The organism is Mycobacterium adipatum, assembly GCF_001644575.1.
GTDB lineage: Bacteria > Actinomycetota > Actinomycetes > Mycobacteriales > Mycobacteriaceae > Mycobacterium > Mycobacterium adipatum.
This window is the reverse complement of the sequence record NZ_CP015596.1, coordinates 4770379-4790401: the sequence shown is the minus strand read 5'-3', so window position 1 is coordinate 4790401 and position 20023 is coordinate 4770379. Positions and strand designations below refer to the sequence as shown.

Genomic DNA, 20023 nt, shown 5'->3' with positions numbered 1-20023 from the left:
TGGCGTGCCCAACCCGCGCCGAACGGTGAAACGTGGCCAAAGGTAGATTGCGCCGGCGGCTGGCGGCGGTGAACGAGAACCTGACGTCGCGTCATGACGCCGACCTCGTCGATGTCCTCAACATCCCGGAGAAGTTCGTCAGCCCGTGGCGACGGATCTTCACCCGCGTGCTGTTGGCGCTCGGCGCGCTGTTCGCCGCGGTGCTGATCGTCTACATCGACCGGCACGGGTACCGCGATATCGACTCCGCTCCCAACCCGGACGACCCGCTGTCGTTCCTGGACTGCCTGTACTACGCCACGGTCTCGCTCTCGACCACCGGTTACGGCGATATCACCCCGGTGTCGCCATCGGCTCGCCTGATCAACGTGCTGGTCATCACGCCGCTGCGGGTGGCGTTCCTGATCGTGCTGATCGGCACCACCGTCGAGACCCTCACCACCCAGTCGCGTCAGGCGCTGAAGATTCAGCGATGGAGGAAAAGCGTGCGCAACCACACCGTCGTCGTCGGCTACGGAACCAAGGGCCGCACCGCGGTGGCCGCGATGATCGGTGACGATGTCGCACCCGCCGATATCGTCGTCGTCGAGAACAACCCCACCGCCCTGGAACGCGCAAAGAACGCCGGTCTGGTCACCGTGCGGGGCAGCGCGACCGACTCGGAGATCCTGCGGCTGGCCTCGGCTCAGCACGCCAAGTCGATCATCGTGGCCGCCAACAGCGATGACACCGCCGTGCTGGTGACGCTGACCGCGCGGGAGCTGAACCCGCGCGCCAACATCATCGCCGCCGTCCGGGAGGCCGAGAATCAGCATCTGCTCAAACAGTCCGGGGCCAACACCACCGTCGTGACGTCGGAGACCGCGGGACGGCTGCTGGGTATCGCCACCCAGACCCCGAGCGTCGTCGAGATGATGGAGGACCTGCTGACCCCCGACGCGGGCTTCGCGATCGCCGAGCGGCAGGTGGAACCCAAGGAGGTGGGCGGCTCGCCGCGCCATCTCACCGACATCGTGCTCGGTGTCGTCCGCAACGGCGAACTGCTTCGCGTGGACGACGAACGGGTAGACGCACTCGAGCTGTCCGACCGGCTGCTCTACATCCGCTCCAAGGAAGACCGGTAACCGACCTTGAGTTTCACGCTGCGCAATGTGCCCCTGCTGTCCCGGGTCGGCGCGGACCGCGCAGACACCCTGCGCACCGATATCGACGCCGCCATCGCCGGCTGGGCCGACGCGCTGGTGCTGCGGGTGGACCGGCGCAACCAGGTGCTGATCGCCGGTGGCAGCGTCGTGCTCGGCAAGGCCACCGGCCTCGGTGACGCCCCGCCCGAGCAGGCGGTGTTCCTGGGCCGCCTCGCCGACGGCAGGCACGTCTGGGCGATCCGCGCGGGCCTGGAGGCACCCGAGGACCCGACCGTCGAATCCGAGGTGCTCGACCTGCGCCGTGCCGGCGCGATCTTCGACGATGCCAGCGCGCAGCTGGTGTCCACCGCGACGGCATTGCTGAACTGGCATGACAGCGCCCGCTACAGCCCGGTCGACGGGTCACCCACCAAGTCGATCAAGGCCGGCTGGTCGCGGCTCAACCCCGACAACGGGCACGAGGAATTCCCGCGCATCGACCCCGCGGTGATCTGTCTGGTGCACGACGGTCATGACCGCGCGGTGCTGGCCCGTCAGGGTGTCTGGCCGGAGCGGATGTTCTCGATCCTGGCCGGTTTCGTGGAGGCGGGGGAGTCGTTCGAGTCCTGCGTGGTCCGCGAGATCGCCGAAGAGGTCGGCCTGGACGTGACCGATGTGCAGTACCTGGGCAGTCAGCCCTGGCCGTTCCCGCGCTCGTTGATGGTGGGCTTCCACGCGCTCGGGGACCCCGAACAACCGTTCGCGTTCAACGACGGCGAGATCGCCGAGGCGCACTGGTTCACCCGCGCCGAAATCCGCGACGCGCTCGAGAACGGGGACTGGAGCAGCGATTCCCCGTCGCGTCTGCTGCTGCCGGGATCCATCTCGATCGCCCGGGAGATCATCGAATCCTGGGCGGCGCTGGACTAAGAACGGCGCGGCCCGCGGCGACTACGGGTTGGCGCGCAACACCAGAGCAGTGCCCTGCCCACCCCCGCCACACAGTGCGGCGGCGCCGGTCCCACCTCCGCGGCGGGCCAGCTCGAGGGCCAGGTGCAGGGTGATACGGGTCCCGGACATGCCGAGGGGATGTCCGATGGCGATTGCTCCACCGTTGACATTCACCTTGGCGGGGTCGATTCCGAGCGCTGCCGTCGAGGCGATGCCGACGGCCGCAAATGCTTCGTTGATCTCGACAAGGTCCAGTGAGCCGGGGTCCAGGCCGTCCCGCGTACAGGCCGCCGCGATGGCGTTCGCCGGTTGCAGTTGCAGGGTGGAATCGGGTCCCGCGACCATGCCGTGGGCACCGATCTCGGCGATCCAGGGCAGACCGAGATTCTCGGCTTTGCGTCGGCTCATCACCACCACGGCGGCCGCGCCGTCGTTGATCGGGGAGGCGTTGCCGGCCGTGATGGTGCCGTTGGGCCGGAATGCCGGACGCAGTGCGGCCAGCGATTCGCTGGTCGTTTCCGCCCGGACGCTCTCGTCGCGCCTGAACGACGCCGGTTCGCCACGTCGTGGCCGGAGCGTGACCGGCACGACTTCGTCGTCGAAGATCCCGTCCCGCCATGCTGCGGCGGCGCGCTGGTGGGAGCGCGCAGCGAACTCGTCCTGGTGGACGCGGGCGACATCGTTGGCATCTTCGGTCAATGCGCCCATCGCCTCGTCGGTGAAGACGTCCCGCAGTCCGTCGTAGGAGAGGTGATCGATGATCGCGACGTCGCCGTACTTGTAGCCCGCGCGCGATTTCGGCAGCAGATGGGGCGTCTGCGTCATGGACTCCTGCCCACCGGCGACCACCACATCAACGGCACCTGAACGAATCATCTGGTCGGCCAGGATGATCGAGTCGATTCCGGACAAGCAGACCTTGTTCACGGTGAGGGCGGGCACCGTCATCGGGATGCCACCGGCGACGGCGGCCTGGCGCGCCGGGAGCTGTCCCGCGCCGGCGGTGAGCACCTGACCCATGATCACGTACTGGACCCGGTCGGCCTCGATACCCGCTTTGGCGAGTGCGGCCGCGATGGCGATCCCGCCGAGTTCGGCGGCGCTGACGGCCGCAAGCGAGCCCATCAGCCGGCCGACCGGGGTGCGGGCGCCCGCCACCAGGACCGACGTTGTCGCCGTCATGACAGGTCCAGCGGGGCATCGGTCGCCTCGGCCAGGTCCGCGAGGCCCACCCCGGGTGCCAGCTCGCGCAGCACCAGCGTTCCGCGCTCACTGACATCCAGGACGGCGAGGTTGGTGATGATGCGGTCGACGACACGGGACCCGGTCAGTGGCAGCGTGCAGGAATGGACAATCTTGGATTGCCCGGACCTATCGGTGTGTTCCATCAGCACGATGACCCGGTCGGCACCGTGCACGAGATCCATGGCGCCGCCCATGCCCTTGACCATCTTGCCTGGGATCATCCAGTTCGCGAGATCGCCCCACCGGGAGACCTGCATGGCGCCGAGCACGGCGGTATCGATGTGGCCGCCGCGGATCATGCCGAACGAGGTTGCCGAGTCGAAGTACGCCGCACCGGGATTCACGGTGACCGTCTCCTTGCCCGCGTTGATCAGATCGGCGTCGACGGCGTCCTCGACCGGGTATGGACCGGTGCCCAGGATCCCGTTCTCGGAATGCAGGGTGACTCGGACGCTGGGGTCGAGGTGGTCGGGAATCAGGGTCGGCAGGCCGATGCCGAGGTTGACGTACTCGCCGTCGACCATTTCGGCGGCCGCCCGGGCGGCCATCTGATTGCGGGACCAGCCGAGCAGGGGTGTGGTCATCGCTTCGCTTCCTCATCGGTGCGCATTGTGCGCTTCTCGATGCGTTTGTCCTGGGGCCCGGTGTGCACCACGCGCTGGACGAACACACCGGGGAGGTGCACCGAGCCGGGGTCGATCTCTCCGGGCTGGACGAGGGTCTCCACCTGCGCGATGGTGACCTTGCCCGCCATTGCGGCCAGCGGGTTGAAGTTCATCGCCGTCTTCTCGAACACGAGGTTGCCTGCGGTGTCGCCGAGACGAGCGTGGACCAGTGCGAAGTCGGCGCGGATGGACTCTTCCAACACATAGCGACGGTCACCGAAGACCCTGGTCTCCTTCGGAGGCGAGGCGATCAGCACCGATCCGTCGGAGTCATATCGCCACGGAATGCCCCCGTCCGCGACCGGTGTCGACACACCGGCGGGGGTGTAGAACGCCGGAATGCCCGCCCCGCCCGCTCGCAGTCGCTCGGCGAGGGTTCCCTGCGGCGTCAACTCGACCTCCAGCTCGCCGGACAGATACTGGCGCGCGAACTCCTTGTTCTCCCCGACGTAGGAGGCGGTGACGCGCCGGATACGGCCCAGCGACAACAGTATGCCGAGGCCGTGGTCATCAACGCCGCAGTTGTTGGAGAACACCTCCAGACCGGTCGCCGTCGTATCGGCGACAGCTTGGATGAGTGCGTCCGGGATGCCGCACAGGCCGAATCCGCCGACCGCGATTCGGGCGCCGTCGCCGATATCGGCGACGGCTTCTGCGGCGCTGGAGTACACCTTCGAGGCCATGTGATCACCATCTTCGTCCATTGATCAAACTGCTGCTGTCTCGGTCATAGATTCTCTATTGCCATGTGGCAGACGAGAACAAATCAGCATCGATTAGGTCGAAGCTGTTCGCGCAATGGTCGTGATCGATCGATGCGTCCATTCAGTGAACGCATATCATGAGGCTGTGAGTGAGACCACGAACGTCCTCGGCGTGATTGCACGCACCGGCGCGCTGTTGCGCGCGGTGGCGGCGAACGAACCGGATGGTGCCTCCACCACCGAGGTGGCCCGAGTCGCCGGGCTGGCACGGCCGACGGTCCATCGACTGCTGGCGGCCCTCGGTGAGGAGGGCCTTGTCGACCGTGACCGCAAGACGGGACGGTGGACCTTGGGGCCGGAACTGTACCTACTGGGAACGAGCGCGGCCAACCGGTACGACATCGTCCCGCAGGGGCGTGACATCGTGGCTGAGCTGGCGCGGGAATCAGGGGAGAGTGCGTTCCTGTCGGCTCGGCGAGGCGACGAGACGGTCTGCGTGTATGCCCAGGAAGGCAGTTTTCCGCTGCGGTCGCACGTCCTGCACGTCGGCATCCGTTTCCCGCTGGGTGTCGCATCGGCCGGCCTGGCCATTCTCAGTCACCTCCCCGAACGGGAGGCGGACGACTTCTTTTCCCGTGTCTCGCCTGAAATAAATTGGGGCTCTGCGCATTCCGAATCCATGATTCGTGAGCGGATGATCTCGACCCGGGCCACCGGTTATGCGGTCAACCCTGCCCTGTTGGTCGAGGGCAGTTGGGGAATCGGCGCCGCTGTCTTCGACCGATATGGTCAGCCCGCGTGGGCGTTGAGTCTGACCGGAGTGGAGACCAGGTTTCGTCCCGATCGACGCCCGGTGCTGGGCGAAATGCTACTGGCGCAGGCGCACCGACTGTCGCTACGCCTGCGCCGCTAGTACCTCGGCCTGCCCACCGCCGAAATCGCGTTCCAGACGGCGGCTACTCGAACTTTCCCTTCCTGATTACAGTTCGGCGATGCACTCGGTATCAGCTGAGTTTTGCGAGTTGATCGAGAACACGTTCCGGTGACGCCGATGCCGGGATCGTTGTAACGAGCACATCGGCGTCGGGCACGGGGGCGTCGGTATCTCCCGTCCAGAACCCTGCGCCGATCAGGCCGATACTGGCGTGGTCTTGGGCCGTGTCGATTCGCTCGTCCTGCCACATCGCCGGTGTCCAACCGAAGTGCGATGACACATTGGTCACGGCCGTATAGTCCGCCAGGGTTTCTGCCAGCGACGCATTTCGAGCGTCCAGGAGGACCAGCGCGACCGGCAGCGAGCCGAGCTGTCCCAGCCACTCGGCAATGTACATCGATGCGCTGTCGGCGCGGTCGGCATCCACCTCGGAGAGGGGATTGCCCGCGATCTCGTGGGCGGTCGCCAGCCATGACGCGGGCGACGGTACATGCAGGAGCAGTTGACGCCGTGCGGTTTTCGCCACCGTTTCCATCATCTCGCGACTGGCGGCGAGCACGTCGGAGTCGGTCAACAGGGTGCGCAGCGGATAGCCGACGCGGGTGCGCGCTCCCATCGCCGTGACAAGGTCCGGGCGGGAATCGGTATGCGCGAGGAACAAACGCCCCATGTCGACCCACAGCGCATCGGGATTCAATAGCGCCCTGACTTGGTCGAAATGTGTTGTCGCCATAGTGGTGTCGGTCCACGGAATCGGCGATCCCTGACGGATCACCGTGGTGGAGTATTCGGCATCGTCGATCAACAGCGCACGGCTGCGGCCACTCGGGGTGGCGACTGCCAGCGATTTCGCGCTCATGGAACTGCCTTTCCGGGTTGGTGGCGGCCCCGGGGGACATCCGGGACCGCCACCAGGTTCAGGTGAGTCGGGCGACGTGCTCGCCGTACTTGGATTCCAGTTCGGCGATGCGGGCCTCGAGCTTGCCGATCTTGACCTCGCGACGATCCGGGACCATCACGATCGGAAGTTCCGCCAGAGGCGCACATACCCGCTCGGGACCGTCGATGGAGTACACCGTGGCGGTGATGTCCTGTCTTTCTGGCGTCCACGTTCCCCAGGATCCGTAGTACGGCAGATCCTTCGGAGGCTCCGGTGTGACGAACTCCGCGCAGAACTCCGCGAACGGCTTACCCCGCTGCAGGCGTTGCTTGCGTGCGGCGGCCCGAGCGGCCTCGGTGCCGGCCGCGTCGATGCGGAACGTCGCGGGATCGTAGCGAACGCCGAAGATATCCTCGGCCACCTGCTGGCTGATTCGGCCCAGTTCGGCATCGTGGATCACCGATTCCGGTGCTCGCTCCAGTGGGTCGCCGTATCCACCGCCGGCACCCTGACTGATCATGTACAGCTCGCCGTCCTTGGCCAGGTCGAACTGCAGGCCCATGTGCGAGGTGGAGTATCGACCGTCCGGGAAGGGACGCTCGTTCATGACCTTCTCGATCGACAGGTCGAACTTCTTGTTGTCCGTCCGGAAGTGCTCGTAGACGTTGGTGCCCTTGACCATCGCCAGCGGATAGGTTCCGCAACCGTAGCCGCCGTACATGCCGTAGATCGAAGAAAACTTGGCCCCCGACGTCACCGTCATGAAGCCCCACTGGGGTGTACCTTCGGCGGCGACGATCATCTCGTAACCCATTCCGCCGGTGAACTTCCCGAATCCCATGTTGTCGCGGATCAGACGCTTGGCGACGAGTTGCATGAAGGGCACCTCTTCCTCCATCACCTCCTGCTCGGCGGTATCGGCCATGGCGCAGAACAGCGGGGAGATCGCATCTTCGCCGTCACGGAACGGTTTTGCGCCGCCGGGCATCCCGTTGAGATCGGCGCACAGGTTGCCGACCATGTCCCCGTGCTGGGTGATGCCGCCCCACAGGAAGGTGTTGATCTGGTTGAACCAGTTGGACACCACGTTGCTGTACTTGTGCGGGGTGGAGAAGGACATTCTGCTGTAGAGCGCCTGCATGCAGGAGAATCCGCGGAATGAGGCCTGCAGCGACTGGCCCATCGGGGCATCGTAGGATGCGTCGGCCCACGTACCTTCGTCGGAGATGATGTCGATGCAGCTCATCGCGGCGGTGCAGCGGGGCAGGTCGGGCCACCAGAACGCCAGAATGGCCTGCATCATCATCGATTTCACCGAGCACAGCGGCGAATTGATGGCCCGATTGAGGATCTCGGGACCGGTGCCGCGCAGGTCCACGGTCATGTGGTCACCATTGACCGTGATCGTGCAGGCGAACTTGATGAGAATGTTCTCCTTGAGGGTGCTGTCCATGAACTGGTCGAAGCGGTACGTGCCGTCGGGGAGTTCGGCGATCCTGCGGCGGACTTCGACGTCGACATCCTCGACCGTGGTGCGCAGCGCGCCCACGAAGGTGTCGACACCGACCTCGTCGATCACGGCGTCGATGCGCTCCATGATCTTGCGAACCGCGGTGATCTTCACCTTGAGGTCTGCGAGCTGCAGTTTGGGGTCGCGCACCGAATGCTGCAGGAAGGTCAGCAGATCTCGGCGCAACTCGCCGCGCTCGACGATCTTGAACGGGCTCATCCTCAGCCCGTCGTCGAACGCCGTCTCCGAACCCGAGGGCATGCCACCGGGTTCGCACGCCCCGTTCTCGCCTTCGTGGATGGTGGCGGCCACCCAGGCGATGATCTCGCCGTCGCGCATGATCGGCATGATCATCGACTGGTCGGTGTTGTGCACGTTGCCGTACCGGGCATCGTTGTGGATGAATCCGTCACCCGGGTTGACGCCGACGGTGGGTTCGTCCTTCCAGTACTTCATGATGTACCGGATTGGGTGGTGCAGGATCGCACTGAATGCGATCACCCCGTGGCAGGACAGGTACGAGACATCGCCGGAGGCGGTGTAGATGGCGGTGGTGAGGTCGCCCCATTTGGCGCCGGGGGCGGCACCTTGGGCCTCGCACATCTCATAACCCTCGTCGAGGGCGCCCGCGATGCGCTTGCGGATGCGTTCGACCTGTAGCCGGTCCACGCCTGCGGCGATGGCCAGCTCTTCATGATCCGATCGGTCGGAAATGCTGTGACTGCGCATGATTTCGCGGTCTGGGCCGAGAAACAGGGTGGTCTCGTCCATGAAGCGGTCCACCCACTGCTGTTCTTCGTCGGTGAGCGTGCCGGCCGGGCTTTCGTTGACTGTTGTCATCTTCTAGTCCTTACGTTTGTGGTCAGTCCTGCAGGAACCAGACAGCGCCCTGGGCCGTGGGCTCCAGTCGCCAACCGGGTTCGACCAGGAAGGTGGTGTTCTCGGTGGTCACGATCGCCGGGCCGGCAATGACCCGGTCGGGGGCCAGGGCGCTGTCGTCGAACACCGGGGTGTCGATCGGCTCATCAATGCCGATGAAGTGGGCGCTGCGATGTCCGACCGGCTCCGGGGCGCTACGTTGCCCACCGGCTTCGAGCGGTTCGAAGTTCACCACGTCGCCGTCCACGTAGGAAGCCACTCGAATGGTGCTGCAACGGATTCCGGCTTCCGGTGCCGCCGATGACGCTCCGAAACGGTGACTGTAGACATCGCCGAACGTCTTGATGATGTCCAGCACATCGCCGACGCCGGAGATCCGGTGGATATCCGACAGTGCCACCGCCTGAGTCAGCAGCTGGTTGCCGTAGCGCATGTCCAGCTCGAGGCGGTACTGGACGTCCAGCTCGGAGAATCCCTGCCGCACCAGGTCCTCGCGGCCGCGCGCCTCGAGTTCCGCGACGACGGCATTGAACTCGTCGTAGTTGTCGTACAGCGCCCGAGTGGTGGCGTTGTACATGGTGACGTGCACGCCTCGCTCGTGGAAGTGCAACTGCTTCATGTTGCCCGCGCCGCATGCCGAGAACACCGATGAGAAGGGTGGTGCCAGTACACGTTTGATACCGGCGTGCCGGGCAACACCACAGGCGTGCAGCGGCCCGTTGCCGCCGTAGGCCAGCATGGTGAAGTCCTCCGGCAGGTAGCCGCGCACCCGCAGCTCCTTGCCGATGCCGATGGCCATCTGCTCGTCGACACCGTCCTTGATCACGCGTGCGACCTCGATCGGGTCCATATCGAGCGGGTCGCTGAGCTCCTCCTCGATGGCGAACATCGACCGCTTGCGGTTGAGCTTGATATAGCCGTTGGCGTAGTTGTCCGGGTCGAGGTAGCCCAGCACCAGGTCGGCGTCGGTCACGGTCGGCTTCAATCCGCCTCGGTCGTAACATGCCGGGCCCGGGTTGGAGCCGGCCGACTTCGGGCCGATCTTGACGGAGTTGTGGATACGGTCGTAGCTCGCGATCGATCCGCCGCCGGCACCCAGGGTGTCCAGATGCACCATCGGCACCGACACCAGCCAGCGGTCGATGGTGGGCAGGAAGTCGTAGTGTTTGACCCCGCCCTCGGGCACCAGCCCGATATCGAAGGATGTGCCCCCCATATCGGTGGCGATGACATGGCCGAGCCCGGTCTCGTTCGAGAGATGCTCGGCGGCTCCCACCCCGGCGATGGGGCCGGAGTGGATGGTCTGCAGAGCATCGGTGGAGTTCATCTGCGCCATGCCACCGGAGTTGTGAATCACCAACATCGGCTTGTCGTAACCGAAGTCGCGCAGGTTGGCCGACAGCTGGGCCAGCGCGTGGAACATGATCTCGTGCAGATAGCCGTCGATGATCGTCGACGTGGCACGGACGTATTCGCCCTTGCGTCCCGACACCTGGTGGCCGAGCAGCATCGGGATGGCACCGAGTTCGTGCGGCGGGAACTCGTCGAGAATGATCTCTTGGATCGCCAGTTCGTGCTCGGGATTCTCGGTGGCGTTGACCAACGACACCACGATGGCTTCGGCGCCGGCATCGACAAGTTCACGGACCACGGTGCGGACATCCTCGGGGTCCAGCCGTGCGACCACCTTGCCGGCAGAGTTGATCCGCTCCTTGACTGATCGGATTAGCTGCCGCGGCACCAGGGGTTCTGGTCGTTCCGCAGCGGGCAGATTCTGCTGCATGGCGTAGTCCAAGCCCTCGCCGTAGCCTCGGCCGCGCGACAGCGGGATGGTGTCCTCGAAGCCGTGGGTGACGATCGCGGCCACCTTCGGACCGTTGCGCTCGATGAGTGCGTTGGTGCCGAGCGTGGTTGCGTATCGCACCGAATCGACCTCGGAGAGCACGGTCGAGCGGTCCAACCCGGCGCGTTTGCACGCCAGGTCCAGGGCCTCGTTGAACCCGATGGCGAGGTTGTGATGGGTGGTGAGCGCCTTGGCGTCGACGTAGATGTCGTCCCAGACGAAGAAGCAGTCGGTGAACGTGCCACCGATGTCGACCGAAATTCGTTTCATGCCAGTGGATCTCCTGATTCTCGGGTCAGTGGGTGTGGCCGGCGGCCTTGAGTGCTGCGGTGTACTTCTGGGCGTCCTCGCCGGGGCCGTAGTTGTGCGCCGCTTCGGCATCGATGCCGCGTTGTTCCCATTGCTTTCGCAGGGCCGGTATGTCGACGAGGATGTCGACGGCCGGCGGGTGCCCCGGGGGGAGGTACTCGCATTCGATCTGGGTCGCGCAGCCGGGGCAGTAGTACTCCAGGATCCGGCAGTACGTGGGGTCGGGGCTGAAGGTGTACTCGTAGCGGTCGGGGTCGATGATGGGTTGGTGGATCTCGCGGGGATCACGGTCGTACACCAGCGTTCCCGGCTTGTAGTTCTCGTGTGCCGAGCCCATGTCGTGGGCGCACACCCGGCACACCCAGCGTTCGGAGTCGAGGTCGATCACGAGGTATTCGGTCATGGGGACTCGCATGGGAGTCCTCCTTTCTGAGTGCGGGTTTGGATCAGTGGTTGTCGGTGAGCATCAGGTCGCCGGCCGCCGTGACCCGGAATGACCAGTCCGGCAGGACCCGAGCGGTGAAGAACGGGCCCTCGATGATGGCCGGCCCCGCACCGGTATGTCCGGGTGAGAGCTCATCGAGGACATGCACGGTGACGTCGTCGATCCGGTCGGCGGTCGAACGAACCGCGCGCGTTCCCTGTGCCGGGGCTGCGAGCGGCGACATCGGGACATCGGCCTCGAGGTTCGGGTGAGGCAGGGGCGCAGCGGCATTCAACCGCAGCGACACCACGGCGCCGGGATAGTCGACCTCGTCACCGGGCTCATACGGCAGCTGCGACACCGTTGCGTCGTCGGGGTTTTCGACCAGCAGCTGCCAGGTCGTCTGGCAGTCGGCCAGCGCATACCCTTCCTGGAACATGTCTCGCTCGGCGCGGGCCAGCAGTGCGCCGTGCGTCGCGCGGGCGGCGGCGGCGCTGGGCTCGTCGATCAGCACCTCGTAGGTCTTGCCGATATCGGAGAACGAGATCCCGAAGGCGGAGAACACTGCCGCGGTGCGAGGGACGAGCACCTTCTTGACACCGGCGAGGCGGGCCGCGCCGGTGGCGCTCATCGGTCCGGCCCCGCCGAATGCCAGCAGCGTGGTGCCGTCACCGACGAGGTGCGCGAACGACGCCGACAACGCCTGGAAGTAGGCATGCTCCATCCGGATCAGGGCTTCCTCCAGCGAGATTCCGAGCGGGGCCGCGATCGTTTCGGTGATCACCGCGCGGGATCTGGATGCGTCGAGGGTGAAGGTGCCGTCGAGGTAGGTGTCGGCGTCGAGGACCCCCAGCAGCAGGTTGACGTCGGTGATCGTGGCTTGCTTGCCGCCGAATCCGAAGCAGGCCGGCCCGGGTGCGGCACCGACGGACTGCGGGCCAACGGTGATGTTGCCGTCGATGACCTGGATGACCGAGGAACCCCCGACGCCCGCCGAGGATACGTCGCTCATCGGATAGGAGATCTGCACGCCTTCGATCGCGCCCCGGTCCGACACCGCCACGGATCCGTCCTCCACGACGCCGACGTCGGTTGTCGTGCCCCCGATGTCCATCATCAGTGCGTGCGACAGCCCGTATACCTTCGCCATTGCCGCGGTGCCCTCCAGACCTCCGCGAGGTCCGGACGAATATGTCTTGAGGGCAACTGATTTCGCCACCCGGGAGGAGGCGCCGTCGTTACGGTAGACCAGCAGCGGGTTGACCACCTTGTAGTCCTGCAGGCGACGTTCGGCCCCGTAGAGGAACCGCTCCATCGTCGGATGTAAGAACGCGTTGACCACGCACGACCACACTCGTCGTGCGTCGTCGCGGTCGCCGGCCAGTTCCCAGCTGTACAGCAGCGGCACCGAGCCCAGCAGGTGGCGGGGGAACTTGCGCAGCAGTATGTGCCGCAGTCGTCGTTCCTCGTCGGCACTGCCCGCAGCGATGACGACGCGGGCCGCCCCAAGGGTGGTGAGCCGGTTCACCCTCTGGACGGCATCGAAGTCGAAGTCCTCGGCCTCGGGGTCGATCGTCAGGAATCGATCGGCCACCAACCCGGTGAACAGCTTCTCCTCTGCGGCGGTGTTCTGCATCCGGGTGTCGAGGGTGTCCAGCGTGGTGAGGATGCCGATCATCGGTCCGCGGCGCTGCACCAGGGCGTTGGTGCCCTGCGTGGTGGAGTAGCGGATGTGTTCGGTGGCGTGTAGCAGCCGGGTGGTGTCTGCCGCGCCGTAGAGGGCGGTCGACGCCTTCTCGATACCGCTGAACAGGCATTCCGACAGATCGTGGGGGGTTGTCAGGGTCTTGGTGAAGGTGAACGCACCGCCGTCCCAGACACAGATGTCGGTCAGCGTTCCGCCGTTGTCGATGTTGATGAGGGTTCCCATGGCGCTCCGTTCGTGGGACTCGCATGTGTGAATGCGTTATGCGTGCGGCATCTGTGCTGTGCACCACATCGCTTGACCAAGCGTGAACTGTGTCTCAGGCGGCAAGGTGTCCCAATATCGGACATCGGAAGACTTGGTTGTGATGTGTGTCTCGTTCACACTTGGTGACAACCGAGTCAGGAGGTGGCCATGCCCAACAGCGATATGCGGTTACTGCGGGTTGCTGCCGCACGGGCGGATTTCCTGGAGTACGGCGGCCGCGGCGCCGCCGGCGTCTCCGACGTGCTCGCCGCATCGTGGGAGCGCAGCCAGGCCGCCGGGGTGGACGTTTCGCACCCGGACGTGCAGTTCACCGATGAGATCGACACCGCCTCGCTGTTGGTCCGCTGCGCGCGACCGGTGCTACAACAGTTGGAAATCGATACTGCGGATATGCCGTTGGTCATTGCGTTGACCGATAAGAACGCTCGGGTGGTGGAGCGCATCGACAGTTCGAACGCGGTGGCCAGGCTGTTGGATCGGGTGCATCTGGCCCCGGGATTCAGTTATGCCGAGTCGACGATGGGCACCAACGGCATCGGCACGGTATTCGAAGCGGGACAGCCGGTCAGCGTGGTGGGCCCCGAGCATTTTAGCGAGAATCTGCACCTTTTCGCCTGTACCGGCGCTCCGGTGATCGACCCGGTGACGGGCCGGCTGGAGGGAGTACTCGACATCTCGACGCTCTCGTCGACCTGGAGCCCGCTGATGCACACCCTGGTCAAGAGTGCGGCCAAGGACATCGCACGCAATCTGCTGCTGGATCGCGGGCAGGCGCAGCGGGCCATCTTCGACACCTATCTGAAGGTCACCGCGCGGGCCGCGCGACAGGCGGTGTTCGCCTTCGGAGATTCGGTCTTCGTCGCCAATTCGGCCGCTCAGCAGATGTTCGACGCTGACGAGCAACGCGTCGTCCGTGAGCACGCGATGTTCCTGATGGCGGGCAAGGACCGAGTCAGCGACACCATCACCTTGCCCGGACAGCGCCTGGTCCGTATCCGGGGAACTCGGATCCTGGCGGGGGCGGAGGTGGCGGGCATGGTGGTGATCGCCGATGTCGTGACCGTGCGTCAGCCGGGGTCGCCCGGTGATTTCAGCGAGCAGAAGTTGCCTCAGGTCGCCGTCGCAACGCCGCAGACATCACAGATCGTCAGCGGTTTGTCGCGCTCGCGGGACTCCATGGCCGGCGGCACCTCGCCGGCGTGGGTCCGTGCGTGCACGGATTTGTGTCAGGCTCTCGAACAGGGTCTGCCGGCGTTGGTCGTCGGGGAACCGGGTTCGGGAAAGTTCACGTTGGTGGCCGAGTTGTTCCATGCGGTGTATCCGGGTGGACGGGCCATCTCGGTGGACGCCACCCAGCTCGGAGTCGAGGGCCCGGCCACCGACCTCGGCTCACTGCTCGGTGATCCCGCCGATCCGACACTGCACATCATCCGTGACATCGACCAGGGCAGTACCGACGGCGTCGAGCGGCTTGAGTCGTATTTCTCGGCGGTGGCGGCGATGGAGGGCCCGGCCTGGGTGGTTGCCACCGGTTCCGATTCGGCGTCTTCTGCCGATCTGCCGTTTCGTCAGCTGCTGCATCATTTCGAGTTGTCGATAGCGATTCCACCGCTGCGGTGCCGCACCGATGATTTGACGGCGCTCACTGCGGCATTGCTGCGCGGGATCGCACCTGCCCGCAAGGTGCGCCTCAGTCCAGAGGCGCAGCGACTGATCGCACGATATTCGTGGCCGCGCAACATCACTCAGCTGCGCGAGGCGCTGGTGCATGCGGTGCGGCGCAGGCCGGTGGGTGAGATCCAGGAGTCCGATCTACCCGGCTATTGCCAGACCGCGTCCCGCCACGCGTTGACCCCGCTGGAATCCGCGGAACGCGATGCCATCGTGACGGCGCTGCGTGATGCCGGCGGCAACCGGGTTGCGGCGGCCGCGCATCTGGGGATGTCGCGGTCGAGTCTGTACCGCAAGGTCAAGGCCTACGGCATCACGGCATAGCCCTGGCACGCCCACGACCAGCGCCGTCCTGGGCGGCGCTGGATTAACCCAGCTTGGCCTTGACCTGCTTGATGTTCGGGTTGGTCAGGGTGGACCCGTCGGCGAACTTCACCGTCGGTACCACGTGGTTGCCGTTGTTCACCGAGCCGACGAATTCGGCGGCCGACGGGTCGGCCTCGATGTCGATCTCGTCCCAGGCGATGCCCTCGGCCTTCAGGGCGGTCTTGAGCCGATTGCAGAAACCGCACCATGAGGTGGTGTACATGGTCAGCTGGGCTGCAGAAGTTGGGGCCATGGAGTAACCAACCTATCGACGTCGATGCGTATTTCCCGCCCACCCTATGTAACGGGACGGGCGCTGCCCATGTCGGTGCCCCCTGCCATGATGGAGCCCATGCCGTCCGTCGACAGTCTCCTCGGCGACCTCGACGACGAACAGCGCGAGGCCGTGTTGGCACCACGCGGACCGGTCTGCGTGCTGGCGGGCGCGGGCACCGGGAAGACCCGCACCATCACCCGCCGCATCGCCCACCTGGTGGTGGGCGGGCATGTCGCGCCCGGCCAGGTGCTGGCGGTGACGTTCACCGCGCGCGCAGCCGGTGAGATGCGCAGCCGGTTGCGCGCCCTCGGTGATCAGTCCGGGGTGCCGACCGCCGCGGTCCAGGCCGTCACCTTCCACGCGGCGGCGCGGCGCCAGCTGCAGTACTTCTGGCCGCGGGTGGTCGGTGACACCGGGTGGCAACTGCTGGACAGCAAGTTCTCGGTGGTGGCGCAGGCCGCGAACAAGGCGGCGGTGAAGGCGAGCACCGATGACGTGCGCGATCTCGCCGGTGAGATCGAATGGGCCAAGGCCTCGTTGATCACCCCCGAGCAGTACGCGGCCGCGGTCGCCAAGACCCGTCGCGACGTCCCGATGGACGCGGGCACCGTCGCCAAGGTCTACAACAACTACGAGCGGCTCAAAACGCACCGGGACGGCACCGCACTGCTCGACTTCGACGACCTGCTGCTGCACACCGCGGCGGCGATCGAGAACGACGCGGCGGTGGCCCAGGAATTCCGGGACCGCTACCGCTGCTTCGTCGTCGACGAGTACCAGGACGTCACGCCACTGCAGCAGCGGGTGCTCAACGCATGGCTCGGCGACCGGGACGACCTGACGGTCGTCGGTGATGCCAACCAGACGATCTACTCGTTCACCGGCGCCACCCCGAAGTTCTTGCTCGACTTCTCCCGGCGCTTCCCCGAGGCCACCGTGGTGCGGCTGGAACGCGACTACCGATCCACCCCGGAGGTGGTGTCGCTGGCCAACCGGGTGATCGCGGCCGCGCGCGGCCGGATGGCCGGCAGCAAGCTGCACCTGATCGGGCAGCGCGACCCGGGCCCCAAACCGTCCTTCGCCGAGCACCCCGATGAAGTGGCCGAGGCCACCGGCGTCGCGAAGAAGATCAAGAAGCTCATCGAATCCGGCACGCCCGCAGCCGAAATCGCGGTCTTGTACCGGATCAATGCGCAGTCCGAGGTGTATGAGGAGGCGCTCACCGAGGCCGGTATCGCCTTCCAGGTGCGCGGCGGCGAGGGTTTCTTCAGCAGGCAGGAGATCCGGCAGGCGCTGATGGCGCTGCAACGCAATGTCGATCACCCACACGATTCGCTGCCCGATCTGGTCCGGGCACTGCTGGAACCGTTGGGGTTGACCGACGAACCGCCCGCCGGCACCCAGGCCCGGGAGCGCTGGGAGGCCCTGACGGCGCTCACCGATCTGGTCGATGACGAAGTGGCGCAACGTCCTTCGCTGGATCTGCCGACGCTGCTCGCCGAGCTCCGGCAGCGCGCCGACTCCCGGCACCCGCCGGTTGTCCAGGGTGTCACGCTGGCCTCGCTGCACGCGGCCAAGGGCCTGGAATGGGATGCGGTGTTCCTGGTCGGGCTGGCCGACGGCACCATGCCGATCTCGCACGCGCTGGCCCACGGACCCGACAGCGAGGCGGTCGAGGAGGAGCGCCGGCTGCTCTACGTCGGCGTCACCCGGGCGCGGGTACATCTGGCGCTCAGCTGGGCGCTGGCCCGCACGCCCGGTGGGCGGCAGGGCCGGCGGCCCTCGCGCTTCCTCAACGGGGTGGCCCCGCAATCACCGTCGGACGCCGCGCCGTCGCGTCCGCGACGTGCCAAGGGTGCGGCGCCGCGCTGCCGGGTGTGCAACGGGGCGCTGAATTCCCCGACGGCGATCATGCTGCGCCGCTGCGAGAGCTGCCCGTCCGATATCGACACCGAGCTGCTGGCCGAACTGAAGGATTGGCGGCTGCGGATCTCCCAGGAGATGAAGGTGCCGGCATTTGTGGTGTTCACCGACAACACGCTGATCGCCATCGCCGAGACGCTGCCGGCCGATGCGGCCGCGCTGGTGGCGATTCCCGGGATCGGTGCCCGCAAGCTGGAGCAGTACGGCTCCGATGTGCTGGCCCTGGTGAAGGCTCGGTCCTGACACCGACCGGACTTCGGCCAACTGTGGTGCATATTCCGCCAAATGCGCTGGTCAGAAAATCGCTTGTGCGTTCGGGCTGTTAGGCTCTAGCCTCAAGATCACAAGTTCTTCGGGGCTACTTTTTTGTCTGGGCGAGAGGAGGGATACGGCATCATGACGATTTTCACCATGCAGCAGGGCGTAAATGTCAGCGGTATGCCGCTGTCCGTCCACGCCGTCGTCGGCATTCCCGCCGCGCATCGAGCTGGTTGGGCGCCCGCTGCCGCCGCGCCGCAGCACAAGCGCCGCGCCGCCGACGACCGCCGAGTCCGTGAAGTGGGCCCCATCTAGGTAGCCCCAGCACCGCCGAAAAGGCCACGGACCCGCGTCAACCGGATCCGTGGCCATTGTTTTCGGAACACCCGAACACTCTGGTCACCCGGTCCGGTCTCAACACCGACACCGAAACAACGACCAGGAAGTAGGGAACGACATGTCCGTCCAGGCATGCCCTGAACGAATACTCACGGTGCCGTGCCACGAGGCAGATCCCGACCTGTGGTTCGCCGAGAGCCCGTCGGAATTGGAGCGGGCCAAGGCGCTGTGCGCGGACTGCCCGATCCGCAGCCTGTGCCTGAACGAGGCGCTGGAGCGCCAGGAACCATGGGGAGTGTGGGGTGGCGAGATCATCGAGCGCGGCGCGATCGTGGCCCGCAAGCGGCCACGTGGCCGTCCGCGTAAGGACGCGCAAGCGGCCTGACCAAACAGGTCAGGCCGCTTGCCGGCGCACTATGCGACGTCGGTGAAACCCGGAACGAACTCGGTGGCAATGGCTTTCACCGGAACGTGGGCGTCCAGCTGGCAGCAGATCGCGATGGTCGACGCGATTACCCGCAGCGGGATGGCCAGGTTGGCCGGCAGGTCGAGTTGGCGCGCCATCTTCAGCTGCGCCACCGAGTTGTCCATCTGTCCGGCGGCCATCCGCTGGATCCAGCGCCGGGTGTAGTGGAAGACCTCGGTCTGCACCGGTTCGACGTACTGGCGCAGCATGTCGTCGATCTCCTGCGCCGAGACCTGCTCACCCTTCTGGATGAACCCGGCGGCTTCCATCGCGGGCAGCAGGTCGACGTAGTTCTTGTCCCTGGCCAACCGGATACAGGTGCCCAGCGAGGGCGGGAATCCGCCGGGAAGCGGTGCGACAGCACCGAAATCGATGACACCCATCCGGCCGTCGGGCATCAGCATGAAGTTGCCGGGGTGCGCGTCGCCGTGCATCATCTCCAGACGCTTGGGCGCCCCGAAGGTCAGCTCGGTGAGGCGAGTGCCCATCGTGTCGCGCTGTTCGGGGGTGCCCTCGCGGATGATGACCGACATCGGCACGCCTTCGATCCACTCGGCGATGACGACCTTGGGCGCACTCGCGATCACTGCGGGCACCACGAAATGCGGGTCGTCGGCGTACGCCTTGGCGAAGGCCCGCTGGTTGTCGGCTTCGAGCCGATAGTCCAGTTCCATCTCGGTGCGCTCGATCAGTTCGGCGACCACACTCTCGATATCGGCGCCCGGCGCGAGCTGTTTGAACACCCCGGTCAACCGCTGGATGGTCTTCAGGTCGGCGCGCAACGCCTCATCGGCACCCGGGTACTGGATCTTGACCGCCACCTCGCGGCCGTCCGACCACACCGCCTTGTGCACCTGCCCGATGCTGGCCGAGGCGACCGGCTTGTCGTCGAAGGACTGGAACCGTTCGCGCCATTTGGTACCCAGCTGCCCGTCCAGGACACGGTGCACCTTGGCCGCGGGCAGCGGCGGAGCCTCGCGCTGCAGCTTGGTCAGCGCCTCGCGGTAGGGCTTGCCGTACTGCTCGGGTATCGCGGCTTCCATCACCGACAGGGCCTGCCCGACCTTCATGGCGCCGCCCTTGAGTTCACCGAGCACGGTGAACAGCTGCTGGGCAGCCTTGTCCATCAGCTCCGCGGTGACTTCGTCCTTCGATTTACCGGCCAGCCGCTTGCCGATCCCGAGCGCGGCCCGTCCGGCGATGCCGACGGGCAGTGAGGCCAGCTTCGCATTGCGCGCGACGCTGCCTCGTTTAATTTCAGACACCTAACCATCATCCATGAC

At 65.9% G+C, this 20023-nt stretch carries 17 protein-coding genes; 7 read left to right on the top strand and 10 right to left on the bottom strand.

The window, feature by feature from the left end; genetic code table 11:
• Positions 1–32 precede the first annotated feature (32 nt).
• Together A7U43_RS22730 and nudC are read left to right on the top strand one after the other, a co-directional pair.
• Positions 33–1124, top strand: coding sequence for a potassium channel family protein (locus A7U43_RS22730; RefSeq protein ID WP_067999610.1), 1092 nt, complete (start codon positions 33–35; stop codon positions 1122–1124).
• Between the two features lie 6 nt (positions 1125–1130).
• Positions 1131–2054, top strand: a complete 924-nt coding sequence (nudC, locus tag A7U43_RS22725; protein WP_067999608.1) for an NAD(+) diphosphatase — start codon at positions 1131–1133, stop codon at positions 2052–2054.
• A gap of 21 nt (positions 2055–2075) precedes the next feature.
• Here the strand turns inward: nudC and A7U43_RS22720 are convergent, their stop codons facing one another.
• Genes A7U43_RS22720 through A7U43_RS22710 form a run of 3 tightly spaced genes read right to left on the bottom strand, consistent with a single transcriptional unit; the run spans position 2076 to position 4668 of the window.
• The gene (locus tag A7U43_RS22720) at positions 2076–3257 is read right to left on the bottom strand and encodes an acetyl-CoA C-acetyltransferase (protein ID WP_067999606.1); all 1182 of its coding nucleotides are present in this window, start codon (positions 3255–3257) and stop codon (positions 2076–2078) included.
• Complete coding sequence (locus A7U43_RS22715) at positions 3254–3904, bottom strand: CoA transferase subunit B (RefSeq protein WP_067999604.1); 651 nt, start codon at positions 3902–3904, stop codon at positions 3254–3256. The genes A7U43_RS22720 and A7U43_RS22715 overlap by 4 nt, the downstream gene beginning before the upstream one ends.
• The gene (locus tag A7U43_RS22710) at positions 3901–4668 is read right to left on the bottom strand and encodes a CoA transferase subunit A (RefSeq protein ID WP_197499897.1); all 768 of its coding nucleotides are present in this window, start codon (positions 4666–4668) and stop codon (positions 3901–3903) included. Before A7U43_RS22710 ends, A7U43_RS22715 begins: the two co-directional genes overlap by 4 nt.
• 166 nt (positions 4669–4834) lie before the next feature.
• On the opposite strand from A7U43_RS22710, the gene A7U43_RS22705 reads away from it, so the two are divergent.
• Positions 4835–5602, top strand: coding sequence for an IclR family transcriptional regulator (locus tag A7U43_RS22705; protein ID WP_231963391.1), 768 nt, complete (start codon positions 4835–4837; stop codon positions 5600–5602).
• A 91-nt stretch (positions 5603–5693) separates the two neighbouring features.
• Here the strand turns inward: A7U43_RS22705 and A7U43_RS22700 are convergent, their stop codons facing one another.
• From A7U43_RS22700 to A7U43_RS22680, 5 genes are read right to left on the bottom strand one after another with little or no spacing between them, the layout of a single operon-like run.
• Positions 5694–6482, bottom strand: coding sequence for a hypothetical protein (locus A7U43_RS22700; RefSeq protein ID WP_067999601.1), 789 nt, complete (start codon positions 6480–6482; stop codon positions 5694–5696).
• A gap of 58 nt (positions 6483–6540) precedes the next feature.
• Complete coding sequence (locus A7U43_RS22695; protein ID WP_067999599.1) at positions 6541–8853, bottom strand: hydantoinase B/oxoprolinase family protein; 2313 nt, start codon at positions 8851–8853, stop codon at positions 6541–6543.
• A gap of 22 nt (positions 8854–8875) precedes the next feature.
• Positions 8876–11005, bottom strand: a complete 2130-nt coding sequence (locus tag A7U43_RS22690) for a hydantoinase/oxoprolinase family protein (protein ID WP_067999597.1) — start codon at positions 11003–11005, stop codon at positions 8876–8878.
• 25 nt (positions 11006–11030) lie between these two features.
• Positions 11031–11459 (bottom strand): acetone carboxylase subunit gamma, encoded by a 429-nt coding sequence (locus A7U43_RS22685; RefSeq protein ID WP_067999595.1) that lies wholly within the window; start codon positions 11457–11459, stop codon positions 11031–11033.
• 31 nt (positions 11460–11490) lie between these two features.
• The gene (locus A7U43_RS22680) at positions 11491–13398 is read right to left on the bottom strand and encodes a hydantoinase/oxoprolinase family protein (RefSeq protein WP_067999593.1); all 1908 of its coding nucleotides are present in this window, start codon (positions 13396–13398) and stop codon (positions 11491–11493) included.
• 189 nt (positions 13399–13587) lie between these two features.
• Between A7U43_RS22680 and A7U43_RS22675 the strand changes: the two genes are divergently transcribed.
• Positions 13588–15435 (top strand): sigma-54-dependent Fis family transcriptional regulator, encoded by a 1848-nt coding sequence (locus A7U43_RS22675; protein ID WP_068003470.1) that lies wholly within the window; start codon positions 13588–13590, stop codon positions 15433–15435.
• 43 nt (positions 15436–15478) lie between these two features.
• Here A7U43_RS22675 and mrx1 read toward each other — a convergent pair whose 3' ends face one another.
• A complete protein-coding gene (gene mrx1, locus A7U43_RS22670) occupies positions 15479–15730 on the bottom strand; it encodes a mycoredoxin Mrx1 (protein WP_197499896.1) in 252 nt (83 codons plus the stop codon).
• Between the two features lie 99 nt (positions 15731–15829).
• Here mrx1 and A7U43_RS22665 point away from each other — a divergent pair, with 99 nt between their 5' ends.
• The 3 genes from A7U43_RS22665 (at position 15830) to A7U43_RS22660 (ending at position 18659) form a co-directional block, all read left to right on the top strand.
• Positions 15830–17920 (top strand): ATP-dependent DNA helicase UvrD2, encoded by a 2091-nt coding sequence (locus A7U43_RS22665; RefSeq protein ID WP_197499895.1) that lies wholly within the window; start codon positions 15830–15832, stop codon positions 17918–17920.
• A 153-nt stretch (positions 17921–18073) separates the two neighbouring features.
• Complete coding sequence (locus A7U43_RS29845; protein WP_156526003.1) at positions 18074–18250, top strand: hypothetical protein; 177 nt, start codon at positions 18074–18076, stop codon at positions 18248–18250.
• A 142-nt stretch (positions 18251–18392) separates the two neighbouring features.
• The gene (locus A7U43_RS22660) at positions 18393–18659 is read left to right on the top strand and encodes a WhiB family transcriptional regulator (RefSeq protein ID WP_067999586.1); all 267 of its coding nucleotides are present in this window, start codon (positions 18393–18395) and stop codon (positions 18657–18659) included.
• 29 nt (positions 18660–18688) lie between these two features.
• On the opposite strand, the gene A7U43_RS22655 is transcribed toward A7U43_RS22660, so the two are convergent.
• Complete coding sequence (locus A7U43_RS22655) at positions 18689–20005, bottom strand: macrolide-binding ATPase MABP-1 (protein ID WP_067999584.1); 1317 nt, start codon at positions 20003–20005, stop codon at positions 18689–18691.
• Positions 20006–20023: the final 18 nt, after the last annotated feature.